Raw genomic sequence first — 15,962 nt, forward strand, 5'->3', positions numbered from 1 at the left:
CTGGCGCTTTTCACGATTCTCTTCGCGGAACAACCATGACACGCAAATCACGCAACGATGTCGCCGATCCCAGCCGACGCCGCCTGCTGGCCGGGCTGGCCGCCATCGGTGCCGCATCCGCGCTGCCGGGCTGCGGCAATGACCACGGCAACGGCACGTCGCCCGACGCGCTGCCGACGCTGCCGGCGCCGGAGGACAGTGGCATCGACCACATCGTGCAGGTGATGATGGAGAACCGCTCCTTCGATCACATGCTCGGCTGGGTGCCCGGCGCGCAGACGATGCAGCAGCGGGTGTTCCGCAACGCGGCCGGGGAACTGGTGCCGACCTTCCCGCTCGCCGCCGATCCGGCTTACGGATTCCAGGGCTGCGGCTGGGCCGATCCCGCGCACGGCTACGACGACGGCCGCGTCCACCTCAACAACGGCGCGATGGACGGCTTCCTGCTCACCGAGGGCACTGCAAACGATCCGGATGACCGCTTCCCGGTCGGCTACTACCGCCGCGAGGACCTGCCGTTCTACGCCGGCGTCGCCGATCACTACACGATCTGCGACCGCTACTTCCACGGCATCCTGTCCTCGACGTTCCCGAACCGCATCTACATCCACGCCGGCGCGACCGACCGCAACAACAACACCCTGCCGTACGCGCAGCAGGCGCCATCGACGCTGCCGACGATCTGGGATCAGCTCATCGCCCGCGGCATCTCCTGCGCCAACTACTTCTCCGACCTGCCGCTGACCGGCCTGTGGGGTCCGAAGTACCTGAACATCACCAAGCCCTTCAACCAGTTCCTGATCGATGCGGCGACCGGCCGGCTGCCGGCGGTGTCCTACTTCGATCCGTTCTTCGGCGCCAGCCTCGGCGAGTCACCTGCGGGCATCTCCCAGGACGACCATCCGCAGGCCGACGTGCGCGACGGCCAGGCCTACCTGACGCGCATCTACAACGCGCTGCGCAACAGCCCGAACTGGGAACGCACGCTGATGATCGTCACCTACGACGAGTGGGGCGGGTTCTACGACCACGTGGTGCCGCCGTTCGCCGGCGTCGCCGGCGTCGAGGCGGAGTTCAACGACGGCCGCCTGGGTTTCCGCACACCGTGCGTGATCATCGGCCCGCGCGCGCGCCGCGGCCACGTCAGCCACCTGCAGTTCGACCCGAACTCGGTGATCAACCTGATCCGCTGGCGCTGGGGTCTGGACCGGGTCGGCGAAAGCCCGCGCAACGAAACCTCGCTGAACATGGCCTACGCGCTGGACTTCGACAACCCGCCTGACACCAGTGCACCCGCATTCGACTCCCCGGAGGGGCGCAACGGCATCCCCGGACTGCCGTTCGGCATGGAATGCCATCTGCCGATCGGCAAGGGAACCGGCGTCGAGCGCCACCCGTCGCTGGACGGGCACCAGGCGGACTGGGATGCGCTGGCGCAGATGTGCCGGCGCTACGGGTACATCCGCTGACGTCCCCTACCGCGCCGCGCAGTCACTGAACGCCTGCGCCGCCGAACCCGCCGCCTCGATCGTCGCACGGTCACAGTAGACGGCGCGCGGCGTGTACGCACCCATCACGTCGGCAAGCGGCGTGCCGTAGGGCACGTTCTGGATCGCCTCGGCGAAATGCGGCGACGGCAGCATGTGGCGGTAGATCAGCACCGAATCCGGGTAGGCGCCACCCCACGGCAGCCAGTTCATGCCGTTCTCCGCGATGGCGTTCACCGGCTGCTGGTCCGGGTCGGACACGACGATCGTGAAGTAGCCGGCCGCGTCGAGTGCGACCTCGTGGTCGGCGCGACAGGCAACGAAGCGCTGGCTGACGAACTCGTTGCTGCAGATCGACCAGTAGCGCAGCTGCGCGCCGCCCAGCGGTGCATCGACCGGATCGCGCGCCCACGTCGGCGCCTTCGCGCTCACGATATACAGCGCGCCCTTGTCGCGACTCGCCATGGTCGTGACGTAGGCGTTATCGACGTTGCTCAGGAATCCGCCGCCGGTATCGGCGGCCGTGATCGACTGCAGCGGCAGATCGAAACCGACGGCATTGCTGGCGAGCACACGCAGCGTCTCCGGCAGACCGTAGAACCGGATCACGCGCGGCTCGGTGGGCGCGATCGGCACCGGCACCGCGTCGATCAGCGGCGGGTAGCTGGCATCGCGGATCGCCCCGTTCAGCAGCGACGGCAACCCGTCCGGCGGCAGCGGATCGCACAAGGCGAAGCGGACCGGCGCCGTCGCGCCGTCCGCGGTTTCCAGCGTCAGCTGCGGCAGCGCCACACCACCCTGGCCGTCGGTATCCGGCAGGTAGATCCGGTACAACAGCGTCATCTGCGGGTTCGGCAGCGCGACGCCGCCGGGCAGCCGGATGCGATTCGTGTACAGCGTGTTGGTCGCACGCGGATCGGGCCTGCCGTCATCGACGATATAGGCGACGTAGTCGCCGCCGGGCGCGGCGCCAGCCGTCAGATACGGGTTGGTGTCCGCGACGCGCGGCAGCAGCTGGTAGTCGGTGATCGCATCCACCGGGCGCAGCGCGGGGTCATAGACGTTGAACGAGAAGTAGCGCGCCTGCGGATATCTCCCGTCGATGCGCAGCCGCGCACCGGGCACCGCGGGAAAGGTCGCCGCCCAGTACGTCGCCGCCTCGTCGGGAAACGCGACATTGATCAGGTCCGGATTGCTGACGACGAGCCAGCTGCAGCCGGCCTCGCCCGCCGCCGTCGCGGTCGGCGGATCGAAGACCGCGCCATCGGCCGCCTCGCCCGCGGGCGTCGCGCCACCGCCGCAGGCACTCAGCGCACCCGCCAGCAACACCGCGGCCAGCGCGCGCCTGCTCATCCTTCGACCGGCACGAACAGGCGCATGAAGCGCACGAAGCCGAGCTTGCCGCCCTTGACCACCTCGAAGTCGCCGGCGATGGTCAGCGCCGGATTGCGCAGCCGCGCGAGCATTTCCTTGAACACCTGGGCCGACACGCGCACGACGATGTCGGCGTCGGGCCGCAGCTCGGGAACGACCTCGCTGACGCCACGGCGCACGATGTAGGTGTAGCGCTCGCCGCTGTCGGTGAACTCGAAGCCGACTGCGGTCACGGTATCGGCGCTGGCCTCGGCGTCGAGATGGACCGCCATGCCGTCGAAGAAGCGCGCGACCGGCATGCGCGCGAGCATCGCCGGCGTCGGCGTGACGATCCGGCCGGGCAGCGTGAACTCGCCCGCGAGCTCGCCGGCGCTCATCAGATACCAGTGACGCGCGTTCGGGTTGGCCTCGGCCTCGCCGAGCGCGCGCAAGGCCGCGATCCGTGCCTGCTTTCCGCCGGCATGGTCCGGCTGCACGCGCAGCAGGTAATCGGACAGCTGCAGCGCCCACTGATGCTCGCCGGCGCGCTCCGCCGCGTCGATGCGCTCGGCCAGTGCCTCGACGCCACCGGCGAGCTCGACCATGCGCCGCGCGGTCTCGTCCGGCGGCAGCGGCTTGAGCATCGACGGATTGCCGTCGTACCAGCCGAGGTTGCCGGCATAGATGCTGCGCGCCGACCAGGCCGGCGTGCCGTAGAACGCCTGCAGCCAGGGCGAAGCCGCCAGGTGCGCCGGCAGCTTGAGCGTCGCTGCGATCTCGTCGGGCGTGCGGCCCAGGTTGATCATGCGCAGCGTCTGGTCGTGGACATAGCGGATGGCATCGCGGTAATCGGTCAGCGTCGCCGCGATCGCCGGCTCGCCGACCAGCGGCCGCGTGTGGCTGGGCACCAGCACCGCGGGCTTGAATGCGCGCATCCGGTCGATCGAGTCGGCCCAGGTGCGCGGATCGCGGTACGAGGTGCCGCGGATCGTGTAGAGGTTCGGAAACGCCTTGTAGATGTTGTCGCCGGGTAGCAGGATGCGGCGCTCCGGCAGCCACACGAAGAGCTGGTCGTCGGTCTCCCCCGGCGCGTGCACCAGCTGGAAGCGGATGCCGGCGACCGTGTCTTCGAGCGTGTCGTCGAACTCGCGCGTCGGCTGCAGCGTGTCGGTGGTGCTGCCGTCACGGATGTCGATGAACGGACCGACACCGAGATTGACCACGCCCTCCGGCGACAGCTGCGTGCCGTACATGCGCAGCGCGCGCCGGGTGATCGCCGCCTGCAGCTCGATGGAGGTCTTCTCCATGTTCGCCCGCAGCCGGCGCTGCGCATAGACGGCGACTTCGCCCGCGCCCTGCGCGAACACGCCCGCGCCGCCGATGTGATCGGGATGCGAATGCGTGTAGATGATCGCCTTGACCGGCTTGTCGGTCAGCTTGCGGAACTCCGTGAGCACCGCGCGCGCGGATTCCGCGCTTTCCATCGTATCGACGACGATCACGCCGTCGTCACCTTCGAGCAGGATCGAGTTGGCGATGCCGAAACCGATGGCGACGTGAACCCCCTCGACGACCTCGATCACCTCGCGCCTGAACTCGGCGCTGTGCGCGGCCAGCGCCGCGGGTGTCGCCGGTTGCCGCGGCGGCGCAGGCGCCTGACGGCCGCACGCAGCCAGCAGGCCGATGACTGCGATGGTGATGGCGAGCCGCAAGCCCTGCGTCTCAGGTCCTGGGCAACGTGACACCACGCTGGCCCTGATACTTGCCGCCCCGATCCTTGTACGAGGTCTCGCAGATCTCATCGGATTCGTAGAACAGCATCTGCGCGACGCCTTCGTTGGCGTAGATCTTCGCCGGCAGCGGCGTGGTGTTCGAGAACTCCAGCGTGACGTGGCCTTCCCACTCCGGCTCCAGCGGCGTGACGTTGACGATGATGCCGCAGCGCGCGTAAGTGCTCTTGCCCAGACACACGACCAGGGTCGAGCGCGGGATGCGGAAGTACTCGACGGTGCGCGCCAGCGCGAAGGAATTGGGCGGGATGATGCAGACGTCGGAGACGACATCGACGAACGACTTCTCGTCGAAATTCTTCGGATCGACGATCGTCGAGTTGATGTTGGTGAAGATCTTGAACTCGTTGGCGCAGCGCACGTCGTAGCCGTAGCTCGACGTACCGTACGAGACGATCCGGTGACCGTCGGCGGCGTGCCGCACCTGGCCCGGTTCGAACGGCTCGATCATGCCCCTTGCCGCCATGCGGCGGATCCACTGGTCGGACTTGATGCTCATCGGGTCTGCACTGTCAGTCGTCGCTGATTTCGATGTTCGGGAACGCCGGCGCCTGCACGCCATAGGCCAGCCGCGCCGCCGCCCTGCGTGCGATGTCGCGGTAGCGCTGCGCGATGTCGGAGTCCGGCTCGGCGACGACGGTCGGCCGGCCGTTGTCGGCCTGCTCGCGGATGCGCAGGTCCAGCGGCAGCTGGCCGAGCAGTTCGACGTTGTACTGCTGTGCCATGCGCGCCCCGCCGCCCTCGCCGAAGATGGCCTCGCGGTGGCCGCAGTTCGAGCAGACGTGCCAGGCCATGTTCTCGACGATGCCGAGCACCGGCACCTCGACCTTGGCGAACATCTGCAGACCGCGGCGCGCGTCGAGCAGTGCGATGTCCTGCGGCGTGGTCACGATCACCGCGCCGCTGACCGGGATGCGCTGCGCCAGCGACAGCTGGATGTCGCCGGTGCCCGGGGGCAGATCGACGACCAGGTAGTCGAGATCGTTCCAGCGCGTCTCGACCAGCATCTGGTTGAGCGCCTGCGTGACCATCGGGCCGCGCCAGATCATCGGCTGCTCCTCATCGACGAGGAAGCCGATGCTCATCGCCTGCAGGTCGTGCGCGATGATCGGATTCATCAGCTTGCCGTCCGGCGAGGTCGGACGGTCGCTGCTGCCGAGCATGCGCGGCTGGCTCGGGCCGTAGATGTCGGCATCGAGAATGCCGACCCTGGCGCCTTCGGCCTGCAGCGCCAGCGCCAGATTCACCGCGACGGTCGATTTGCCGACGCCGCCCTTGCCGCTGGCGACCGCGATGATGTTGCGGATCTGCGCCAGCGGCTTGAGGTTCTTCTGCACCGCGTGCGCCTGGATGCGCCACGACACCTGCACGCTGGCGTCGATCCCCAGCGCCTGTGCGAGCGTGTCGCGCACGCGCTGCACCAGCGCGTCGCGGTAGCCGGCCGCCGGAAAGCCCAGCTCCAGCTCGATCGCGGCCCGCTGTCCGTGCAGCTCCGCGCGCTTGACCGCGCCGCAGGCGACCAGACCCGTGCCGAGCAGCGGATCGATGCAGGCATCGAGTGCGGCGAGCAGGTTTTCGCGGGTCACGGGCATCGACGGAGGCAACTGCGGATTTCGGGCTGCGCAGTCTAGCAGCCTGCCGGTTCGCGGACCGCAGACGAGAAAACGGCGGCCCTTGGCCGCCGTTTCCTGATCCCGGGACTCGTCAGTTGCCGGTGTAGAGCAGCGCGTTCGGCGAGCCGCTGCCGACACTGCTCAGCACGCCCAGCGTCGCGCTGCCGACGATCGCATCGGTCACTTCCGCCGGCGAGGCCGCCGGGTTCGCACCCAGCACCAGCGCCGCGGCACCGGCCACGTGCGGCGAGGCCATCGACGTGCCGCTGATCGTGTTGGTGGCGGTATTGCTCGTGTACCAGGCCGAAGTGATGTTGTTGCCCGGCGCGAAGATATCGACGCAGGCGCCGTAGTTCGAGAACGACGCGCGCGCATCGGTGTTGGTGGTCGCCCCGACGGTGATCGCCTCGGGGACCTTGTTCGGCGAACCACTGCAGGCGTTGGCGTTGTCATTGCCGGCCGCCACCGCGAAGGTGATGCCCGAGGCGATGGCGTTCTGCACAGCCTGGTCCAGCGCCGCCGAGTCGCCGCCGCCCAGCGACATGTTGGCGACCGCCGGCAGCTGCGCATTGGCCGCCACCCAGTCGATGCCGGCGATCACGCCGGAGTTCGTGCCGCTGCCGTTGCAGCCGAGCACGCGCACCGCGTGCACCGTCGCACGCTTGGCCACGCCCCAGGTCGTGCCGGCGGCGGTGCCGGCGACGTGTGTGCCGTGGCCATTGCAGTCGGACGTGTTGGCGGGATCCGGCGCCGGGCAGCCCAGGCCGAGCAGCTGGCACAGCAGGCTGCCGCTGGTATTGGGCGCGAAATTGCGCCCCGCACCGACGCGACCGCTGAAGTCGGCATGGCTGGCATTGAGGCCGGTGTCGATCACGTACACGTGCACGCCCAGACCGGCGCCGTCCGGATAGACATAGCTGCCGTTGAGCGGCAGGTTGCGCTGGTCTATGCGGTCCAGTCCCCAGGTGGCGCCGGTCTGCACCGCCGTGGCCCGAATCCACTGATCCTGCTCGACCGCCAGCACGCCCGGCAGTCGCGAGAGCACGTCCGCCTGCACCGCCGACATGCGCACGCTGAAGCCGCGCAGCGCATGAGTGTAGGTGGCCAGAACGGTACCGCCGCCGACCTGCGCGAGCAGACCCTGCGCCTGCTGCGCGACGTCGGCCAGGGCACCGGGCATCGCCACTGCCGGCGGTGCCAGCGTCACGATGTACTGGTTCTGGATCGGCTGCGTGGCCGCCGCCTGGCCCGCAGCGGACCATCCCAGACCCGCCAGTCCGACGACCAGACCGGCCAGCCATTGCTTGAATGCGCGCATCTCCCCGTTCTCCTTGGCATGTCAGATGAGTGGCATGGGAGCGCCGGGCGCTGGCGGGACATCCCTGTCCGCTCCGGCGCGAATCCCGGCCGAACCTTAGTCCGCGCCCGGAACTCAGGACAAGGCCGCGCGGGCCGCCGACGCAGCTGCGCGGCGGTCAATGGCGTTCGTCCTACAGTGTGATGGGCCGTTTTCCTAAAACCGCGTAGCGCCGGCGCGGAGGATGCGCAGTGCGGCCGCGATCCACAGCCAGCCGAGCAGCGTGAAAGCACCGCCACCGCCGCCACCCCCTCCGGAACCGCCGCCGCCCGGCGTGCCGCCGGGCGGAGCCCCCGCCTCCTGGGGCCAGCGCCCCGGCAGCAGCTGGAAGCCGGCACCGTCCGGATCCAGCCACGGCTTGACGCTGGTCTGCGGACTGCCATCGCCGGTCCAGGCCGTCGCCAGCTGCTGATAGTCGTTGCCGGTCACGTTGCCGGCGCAGATGACGCCCACCGACAGCACGCCGAGCACGCGCGCCTCCGCGTCGAACAGCGCACTGCCGGAGCTGCCGTAGGGGGTCGTGCCGCGGATCAAGTCGGTGTGCCAGGTCGAGATCACCAGATTCAGCACCTGGCCGACGACATAGGCGATGTTGCCGGACGAAATCCGCTGCTCGACGAACTGCTTGGGGCGCCCGCTGCCGTGATGCACGCCGAACTGCGAGGTCCCCGTGGACGTGCCGGCATTGAGTCCGGCGTAATAGGCGTCGGCTTCGACCGGCGGCGCGTCCAGCGCCTCGACCAGCCACAGATCCTGATACGTCGCGCGGTGGATGGCACCGAAGGTCGAAACCGGCGTGCGCGCCGCGCCACCGGCGCACGGCTGCTCGTAGTCGTATGCGATCTCCATCGCGGCCGCCTGGGTCGCCATGTCGCCGGCGCCCGCGCAGTGGCGCGCGGTCAGGATGAACGGTCGGCCGTCGTTGCGCCCGTTGTTGACCAGCGTGCCGGTGCACTGGAACGCGCCGGGGATGCGCAGCAGCACGGTGGACCGCCCGGCGCGCGTCACCGTGTCCGATGCCGCGGCCTCGCAGCTGTAGTTGACCGTCTGGCACGCTGCGGTCTGTGCCCCTGCCGGCCATGGTGCGCACGCAAGCACCGCGCACAGGCCGCCCCACCACCGGCCACGCACCGCTGTGATCATACCCTCGCTCCCCTGTCCGGCATCGCACCGGTCCTCCGATGCTAGGCCAGCGGCCGCGGCCGCGCCAGAGGATGCGCAAACGGGCGCGCATCGCCGGCATGCGATAATTCGCGCTTCGCTTCCTCCGCGCCCCGCCCCAACCATGCCCCGCAAGATCCTGGTGACCAACGCGCTGCCCTACGCCAACGGCCCGCTGCACCTGGGTCACATGGTGGGCTACGTGCAGGCCGACGTCTGGGTCCGCTTCCAGCGCATGCGCGGGCACAGCGTGCATTACGTCTGCGCCGACGACGCGCACGGCACGCCGATCATGCTGGCGGCGGAGAAGGCCGGCATGAGCCCGGAGCGTTTCATCGCCGGCATCCGCGCCGAGCACGAGCGCGACTTCGCCGATTTCGGCGTCGCCTTCGACCACTATCACTCGACGCACTCGGACGAGAACCGCGTGCTCGCCGAACTGATCTACAAGCGCCTGGACGCCGGCGGCGCGATCGCGCGGCGCACGATCCAGCAGCTCTACGATCCGGTCAAGCAGATGTTCCTGCCGGACCGCTACATCAAGGGCGAATGCCCGAAATGCGGCGCAGCGGACCAGTACGGCGACAACTGCGAGAACTGCGGCGCCGCCTACGCGCCGACCGACCTGAAGAACCCGCGTTCGGTGGTGTCCGGCGCGACGCCGGTGATGCAGGACTCCGAGCATTACTTCTTCGAGGTCGCCAAGTTCCAGGACCTGCTCCAGGACTGGCTGGCCGGCGACGTCGCCCATCCGGCCGTCAAGGCCAAGCTGCGCGAATGGTTCGACGCCGGCCTGCGCGACTGGGACATCTCGCGCGACGCACCCTACTTCGGCTTTGCGATCCCGGACGCGCCGGGCAAGTTCTTCTACGTCTGGCTCGACGCGCCGATCGGCTACATGGCGAGCTTCAAGGCACTGTGCGAGTCCGGTCGCAAGGCCGGACTCGCCGGCGCCGACTTCGACGCCTACTGGTCCGCGTCTCAGGTCGCACGTCCAGCACCTCACGAAACGGAACTGCACCACTTCATCGGCAAGGACATCGTCAACTTCCACGGCCTGTTCTGGCCGGCGATGCTGCACGGCTCGCAGCACCGCACGCCGACGAAGCTCCACGTCAACGGCTATCTGACGATCAACGGCGCGAAGATGTCGAAGTCGCGCGGCACCTTCATCCGCGCGCGCACCTATCTCAATCACCTCGATCCCGAATACCTGCGCTACTACCTCGCCGCCAAGCTGGGGGCCGGTGTCGATGACCTCGATCTGAACCTCGACGACTTCGGCAGCCGCATCAACAGCGACCTGGTCGGCAAGTACGTCAACATCGCCAGCCGCTGCGCCGGCTTCATCGAAAAGCGCTTCGGCGGCCGTCTGGCCGCGGAACTGCACGACCGCGAACTGTTCGACGACTTCGCCGCGGAAGCCGGCAACATCGCGCGCCTCTACGACGAAGGCGAATACGCTGCGGCGATGCGCGAGATCATGCTGATGGCCGACGACGCCAACGCCGAGATCCAGAAGCTCGCACCGTGGACGATGGCCAAGGACCCGCAGCAGACCGAGCGCCTGCACCGCGTCTGCACGACCTTCATCAACCTGTTCCGCCAGCTCACCGTCTATCTCAAGCCGGTGCTGCCGCGCATCGCCGTGCAGGCGGAGCACTTCCTCGGCGTCGCGCCGCTGAACTGGAGTGACCTGGCGGCACCGCTGCTCGACCACGACATCCGGCCGTACCAGCCGCTGGCGACGCGCGTCGAGAAGACGGCGGTCGAAGCGATGCTGAAGGAAGAGGCCACACCCGGCGTCGGTGCCCCCGCAACACCCGATCCGCAGGCCAAGCCGGCGGCCACGGGCGCTGAAGATGCACAGGATCCCCGCCTCCCGCCTTCCGCCTCCCCGACGATCTCGATCGACGACTTCGCCAGACTGGACCTGCGCGTCGCACGCATCGCCGCCGCCGAGGCGGTCGAGGGCGCCGACAAGCTGCTGCGCCTGCAGCTCGATGTCGGCGAGCTGGGCACGCGCCAGGTCTTCGCTGGCATCAAGTCGGCGTACGCGCCGGAGAAGCTGGTCGGCCGCCTGACCGTGATGGTCGCCAATCTCGCGCCGCGCAAGATGAAGTTCGGCCTGTCCGAAGGCATGGTGCTGGCCGCGAGCAACGACGCCGGCGGCCCGTTCCTACTGAGTCCGGACGATGGTGCGCAGCCGGGAATGAAGGTCAAATAGCGACGCCCGCCCCGCCTCCTGCCCGGCCTGTTCCGTCACGACGTGACCGAATACCTCCTCATCCTGATCGGCGCCGTCCTGGTCCACAACTTCGTGCTGGTCCAGTTCCTCGGCCTGTGTCCGTTCATGGGCACGTCGAAGAAGATCGAGACGTCCGCGGGCCTGGCGCTGGCGACGACCTTCGTGCTGACGCTGACCGCGGTCGCCACTTACCTGACCGACGCCTACATCCTTGCACCGCTGGGCCTGCAGTATCTGCGCACGATCGCGTTCATCCTGGTCATCGCCACGGTCGTGCAGAGCGTCGAACTGGTCATGCACAAGACCAGTCCGCTGCTGTACCAGGTGCTCGGCATCTACCTGCCGCTGATCACGACCAACTGCATCGTGCTCGGCGTCGCGCTGCTCAACGTGCGCCAGGCGCAGAACTTCATGGCGTCGCTGCTGACCGGACTGGGCGCGGGCCTGGGCTTCTCGCTGGTGCTGCTGCTGTTCGCCGGCATCCGCGAGCGGCTCGCGGTGGCCGACCTGCCCGCGGCCTTCAAGGGGGCGCCGATCGCACTGGTCACCGCGGGCATCATGAGCCTCGCGTTCATGGGATTCAGCGGTCTGGACTGATGTTGATCGCGATCCTCGCGCTGGCCGGAATGGCGGCCGTGTTCGGTCTGGGTCTCGGCTATGCCGCGATCCGCTTCAAGGTCGAAGGCGATCCGCTGGTGGAGAAGATCGACAAGATCCTGCCGCAGACGCAGTGCGGCCAGTGCGGCTTTCCCGGCTGCCGGCCCTACGCCACCGCGATCGCGGCCGGCCAGGCGGACATCAACCAGTGCCCGCCGGGGGGCGAGGACGGCATTCTCAAGCTCGCCGAGCTGCTCGGTCGCGAACCCAAGCCGCTGAATCCCGACAACGGCGTCGCCAAGACGGTACCGACCGTCGCGGTGATCGACGAGGCGGTCTGCATCGGCTGCACCAAGTGCATCCAGGCCTGCCCGGTGGACGCGATTCTCGGTGCCGCGCAGCAGATGCACACGGTGATTGCGTCCGAATGCACCGGCTGCGAGCTGTGCATCGCGCCTTGTCCGGTGGACTGCATCACCATGGCGCCGGTGACGGACACGCCACGCAGCTGGAAGTGGCCGATGCCGGTCGCGGCAGCCGAAGGGCAGGCACCATGAGCTTGCTCACGCGACCGACCGGCTTTCGCGGCGGCCTGCACCTGGACGACCGCAAGGCGATGTCCGCGTGCCGGCCGATCCGCATCGCGCCGGTGCCGCCGCAGCTGGTGCTGCCGCTGTCCCAGCATGCCGGCAACCCGGCCAAGCCGGTCGTGCAGATCGGCGAGCGCGTGCTGCGCGGCCAGACCATCGCCGTGGCCGATGGCTTCGTGTCCGTGCCGGTGCACGCGAGCAGCTCCGGCGTGGTCGTCGCGATCGAACCGCGCCCGATCCCGCACGTGTCCGGGCTGTCGGCGCCCTGCATCGTGATCCAGACCGACGGGCGCGACGAAGCACTGGCGCAGCCCGAGTGGGCACCCATCGCGGACCCTGCGTCGGTCGATACCCGATCGCTGCGCGAGATCGTGCGCCGCGCCGGCATCGCCGGCCTCGGTGGGGCCGGCTTTCCGAGCTTCATCAAGCTCTCGCCCGGTCGGCCGGTCGAGACGCTGATCATCAACGGCGCCGAATGCGAACCCTACATCAGCTGCGACCAGCAGCTGATGGCCGAGCACGCCGACGAGATCGTGCGCGGCATCCGCGTGATGCTGCACGCGCTCGACGCACGCAACTGCATCATCGGCGTCGAGGACAACAAGCTGCAGGCCATCGCCGCACTGCGGCAAGCCACGGCAGACGATCCCGACATCGAGGTCCGGGTCGTGCCGACACGCTACCCGCAGGGCGGCGAGAAGCAGCTGATCCAGACCCTCACCGGCCGCGAGGTGCCGAGCGAGGGTCTGCCGCTGGACGTCGGTCTGGTCGTGCACAACCCCGGCACCGCGCGCGCGGTCTGGCGTGCGGTCGCGCACGCCGAGCCGCTGATCTCGCGCATCGTGACCGTCACCGGCGGCGCCGTTGCGCAGCCGCAGAACTTCGAGGCCCGCCTCGGTACACCGATGCGCTTCCTGATCGAACAGGCGGGCGGCTATGTGCACGCGCCGGGCCGGCTGCTGATGGGCGGACCGATGATGGGCTTCGCATTGCCGTCCGACGCGCTGCCGGTGATCAAGGCGACCAACTGCATCCTCGCGGCCGCACCGGGCGAACTCAGGCCCGACGAGCCGGCGATGCCCTGCATCCGCTGCGGCGAATGCCAGGCGGTTTGCCCGATCAACCTGCTGCCGCAGCAACTCTACTGGCACGCGCGCGGCCGCGAGTACGCCAAGGCGCGCGCGCTGAACCTGTTCGACTGCATCGAGTGCGGCTGCTGCGCGCAGGTCTGCCCGAGCCACATCCCGCTGGTGCAGTACTACCGTCACGCCAAGACCGAGATCTGGGCCGAGGAGCGCGAGCGGCGCAAGGCGGATGCGGCGCGCGAGCGCTTCGAGGCGCGCCAGCGGCGTCTCGAACGCGAGCAGCGCGAGAAGGAAGCAGCGCGTGCACGTCGCAAGGCCGAGCTGGCTGCGCGCGCGGCCGCCACGCCGGCGCCGCCGGATCGCGGCGGGGCGGCGCAGTGAGCCGCGCCAGCTCACCGTTCCTGCCGGTCGCGCCCAGCGTCGGCGGCGTGATGCGCGACGTGCTGCTGGCGCTCGCACCCGGCGTGGTCTTGTACACGCTGCTGTTCGGCAGCGGCGTGCTCCTCAACATCCTGATCGCCGCACTGACCTGCGTGCTGGTCGAAGCGGCCGTGCTGCGCCTGCGCGGCAAGCCGCTCAAGCCCTTTCTGCTCGACCACAGCGCCCTGGTCACGGCGCTGTTGCTGGGCCTGTCGCTGCCGCCGATCGCACCATGGTGGATCGCCGTGATCGGCAGCCTCGCCGCGATGCTGCTCGGCAAGCATGTGTACGGCGGCCTCGGCTACAACCCTTTCAATCCGGCGATGGTCGGCTTTGTCGTGCTGCTGATCTCGTTTCCGGTACAGATGACGGCCTGGCCGGCGCTACAGCCGATATGGGCGCCCGACGTCGATGCCGCGACCGGCGCGACCGCACTCGATCACGTGCGCACGCAGCTCGGCCTGCAACGCACGCTGTCGGAGATCGGCGCTGATGCGCCGATGGGCCTCGTCGCCGGGCGCGGCTGGGAATGGATCGCGTTGGCCTGGCTCGCCGGCGGCATCTACCTACTCTGGCGCCGGACGATCCGCTGGCAGATCCCGGCAGGCGTGCTCGCCGGGATGACGCTGCTCGCACTGCCGCTCTGGGCCGTCGATCCGGACCGCTACGCCTCGCCGCTGTTCCACGCGCTGTCCGGCGCGACGATGCTCGGCGCGTTCTTCATCGCCACCGATCCGGTTTCGGCGGCGACGACACCGCGCGGGCGGCTGCTCTATGGCACCGGCATCGGCCTCCTGGTGTACGTCATCCGCACCTGGGGCGGATATCCCGACGGCGTCGCCTTTGCCGTGCTGCTGCTCAACCTCTGCGCACCGACGATCGACCGTTACACCCAGCCGCGCGTCTACGGCCAGAACCGGAGCACGCCGGACGCATGAGCGCCGATCTGCGACCGGTGCTGCGCTCGAGCCAGGTGCTGGGGCTGATCGCGGTCGTCGTGGCTGCGCTGCTGGGGGGGATCTACATGCTGACGGTGGACCGCATCCGCGCCGCCGAGAACGAGCGCCTGCTGCTGCAGCTGCGCGACGTGCTGCCGCAGGGAAGCTTCGACAACGACATCGCCGCCGATCGCATCGAAGTGACGGCGGCGGCGCTTGACGGCGAACGGCCGGTCGTCGTGTACCGGGCGCGCCGGGACCGGCAGCCCGTGGCCGCGGTGCTCACGGTGACCGCCGCCGACGGGTACAGCGGCCCGATCCGGCTGCTGGTCGGCATCGGCAGCGACGGCCGCATCACCGGGGTGCGCGTCGCCGCACACCGCGAAACACCCGGCCTGGGCGATCGCATCGACAGTCGGCGCAGCGACTGGATCCTCGGCTTCGACGGCCGGTCGCTGCACGACCCGTCCGGCAAGGGCTGGGGGGTGAAGAAGGACGGCGGCGTGTTCGACCAGTTCGCCGGTGCGACGATCACGCCGCGCGCGGTGGTCAAGGCCGTGCACCGCAGCCTGGAATACTTCGAACAGAACCGGGACGCGCTGTTCGCGGTCGCGCCCGGCGGGAGCAGCCCGTGAACTCCGCAAACAATCCCTTCGCAAAGCTGGCGCGCGACGGCCTGTGGGCCAACAATCCGGGCCTCGTGCAGCTGCTCGGGCTGTGCCCGCTGCTGGCGACCAGCAACAACGTCGTCAACGGCTTCACACTGGGCATGGCGACGCTGCTCGTCCTGCTGCTGTCGAACAGCATCGTCTCGCTGCTGCGGCCGCTGGTGCGGCCCGAGATCCGCATCCCGATCTATGTCATGGTGATCGCGGCGCTGGTGACGGTCGTCGAGCTGCTGATGAATGCGTATTTCAACGCGCTCTACAACATCCTCGGCATCTTCCTGCCGATCATCACGACCAACTGCATCATCATCGGCCGCGCCGAGGCCTACGCGGCGCGAAATCCGCTGCGCCTCGCCGCGTTCGACGGCCTGATGATGGGCCTGGGCTTCACCCTGGTGCTCGTCGCGCTCGGCGCGATCCGCGAACTGCTCGCGCAGGGCACCCTGGGCGAAGGCCTGGATCTCCTGCTCGGCGAATCGTTCAAGGGCGTGCACCTGACGCTGATTCCCGAATACCACGGACTGCTGCTGGCGGCGCTGCCACCCGGCGCGTTCATCGGCCTGGGACTGCTGATCGCCGGCAAGAACTGGATCGACGCGCGCTACCGGCCGCGCGCGGCGGTCGTGGCACCGGCGCCGGCCGCGGCCTGACGCCG

Annotated in this window: 14 protein-coding genes; 8 read left to right on the plus strand and 6 right to left on the minus strand. The window is 69.1% G+C overall.

Annotation, left to right across the window (positions count from 1 at the left end):
• The first annotated feature begins 35 nt into the window (after nt 1–35).
• Nucleotides 36–1,469 (plus strand): alkaline phosphatase family protein, encoded by a 1,434-nt coding sequence (locus tag AAG565_RS08370; RefSeq protein ID WP_348819123.1) that lies wholly within the window; start codon nt 36–38, stop codon nt 1,467–1,469.
• A gap of 6 nt (nt 1,470–1,475) precedes the next feature.
• On the opposite strand, the gene AAG565_RS08375 is transcribed toward AAG565_RS08370, so the two are convergent.
• The 6 genes from AAG565_RS08375 to AAG565_RS08400 form a co-directional block, all read right to left on the minus strand.
• Nucleotides 1,476–2,840 (minus strand): hypothetical protein, encoded by a 1,365-nt coding sequence (locus tag AAG565_RS08375; protein ID WP_348819124.1) that lies wholly within the window; start codon nt 2,838–2,840, stop codon nt 1,476–1,478.
• The gene (locus AAG565_RS08380; RefSeq protein ID WP_348819125.1) at nt 2,837–4,552 is read right to left on the minus strand and encodes an alkyl sulfatase dimerization domain-containing protein; all 1,716 of its coding nucleotides are present in this window, start codon (nt 4,550–4,552) and stop codon (nt 2,837–2,839) included. Before AAG565_RS08380 ends, AAG565_RS08375 begins: the two co-directional genes overlap by 4 nt.
• Before the next feature lie 10 nt (nt 4,553–4,562).
• Nucleotides 4,563–5,129, minus strand: a complete 567-nt coding sequence (dcd, locus tag AAG565_RS08385; RefSeq protein WP_348819126.1) for a dCTP deaminase — start codon at nt 5,127–5,129, stop codon at nt 4,563–4,565.
• A 13-nt stretch (nt 5,130–5,142) separates the two neighbouring features.
• Nucleotides 5,143–6,222 carry an iron-sulfur cluster carrier protein ApbC gene (apbC, locus tag AAG565_RS08390; protein ID WP_348819127.1) on the minus strand — a complete coding sequence of 360 codons (1,080 nt, stop codon included), beginning with the start codon at nt 6,220–6,222 and terminating at the stop codon, nt 5,143–5,145.
• A gap of 112 nt (nt 6,223–6,334) precedes the next feature.
• Nucleotides 6,335–7,561, minus strand: a complete 1,227-nt coding sequence (locus tag AAG565_RS08395) for a S8 family peptidase (protein ID WP_348819128.1) — start codon at nt 7,559–7,561, stop codon at nt 6,335–6,337.
• Between the two features lie 195 nt (nt 7,562–7,756).
• The gene (locus AAG565_RS08400) at nt 7,757–8,743 is read right to left on the minus strand and encodes a trypsin-like peptidase domain-containing protein (RefSeq protein WP_348819129.1); all 987 of its coding nucleotides are present in this window, start codon (nt 8,741–8,743) and stop codon (nt 7,757–7,759) included.
• Nucleotides 8,744–8,885: 142 nt separating this feature from the next.
• Here AAG565_RS08400 and metG point away from each other — a divergent pair, with 142 nt between their 5' ends.
• The 7 genes from metG to AAG565_RS08435 are packed head-to-tail and all read left to right on the plus strand — an operon-like array spanning nt 8,886 to nt 15,957.
• On the plus strand, nt 8,886–10,988 hold the full coding sequence (metG, locus tag AAG565_RS08405) for a methionine--tRNA ligase (protein ID WP_348819130.1): 2,103 nt from the start codon (nt 8,886–8,888) through the stop codon (nt 10,986–10,988).
• A gap of 42 nt (nt 10,989–11,030) precedes the next feature.
• A complete protein-coding gene (gene rsxA, locus AAG565_RS08410) occupies nt 11,031–11,606 on the plus strand; it encodes an electron transport complex subunit RsxA (RefSeq protein WP_348819131.1) in 576 nt (191 codons plus the stop codon).
• Entirely contained in the window at nt 11,606–12,163 is a 558-nt protein-coding gene (rsxB, locus tag AAG565_RS08415; protein ID WP_348819132.1) for an electron transport complex subunit RsxB, read from the plus strand. Before rsxA ends, rsxB begins: the two co-directional genes overlap by 1 nt.
• Nucleotides 12,160–13,662 (plus strand): electron transport complex subunit RsxC, encoded by a 1,503-nt coding sequence (gene rsxC / locus AAG565_RS08420; protein WP_348819133.1) that lies wholly within the window; start codon nt 12,160–12,162, stop codon nt 13,660–13,662. Before rsxB ends, rsxC begins: the two co-directional genes overlap by 4 nt.
• Complete coding sequence (locus AAG565_RS08425; protein ID WP_348819134.1) at nt 13,659–14,639, plus strand: RnfABCDGE type electron transport complex subunit D; 981 nt, start codon at nt 13,659–13,661, stop codon at nt 14,637–14,639. Before rsxC ends, AAG565_RS08425 begins: the two co-directional genes overlap by 4 nt.
• On the plus strand, nt 14,636–15,274 hold the full coding sequence (gene rsxG, locus AAG565_RS08430) for an electron transport complex subunit RsxG (protein ID WP_348819135.1): 639 nt from the start codon (nt 14,636–14,638) through the stop codon (nt 15,272–15,274). Before AAG565_RS08425 ends, rsxG begins: the two co-directional genes overlap by 4 nt.
• Nucleotides 15,271–15,957: an electron transport complex subunit E gene (locus AAG565_RS08435; protein ID WP_348819136.1), complete on the plus strand. Its 687-nt coding sequence runs from the start codon at nt 15,271–15,273 to the stop codon at nt 15,955–15,957. Before rsxG ends, AAG565_RS08435 begins: the two co-directional genes overlap by 4 nt.
• Nucleotides 15,958–15,962 lie beyond the last annotated feature (5 nt).

The sequence above is a fragment of the Fontimonas sp. SYSU GA230001 genome (assembly GCF_040066175.1).
GTDB lineage: Bacteria > Pseudomonadota > Gammaproteobacteria > Nevskiales > Nevskiaceae > Solimonas.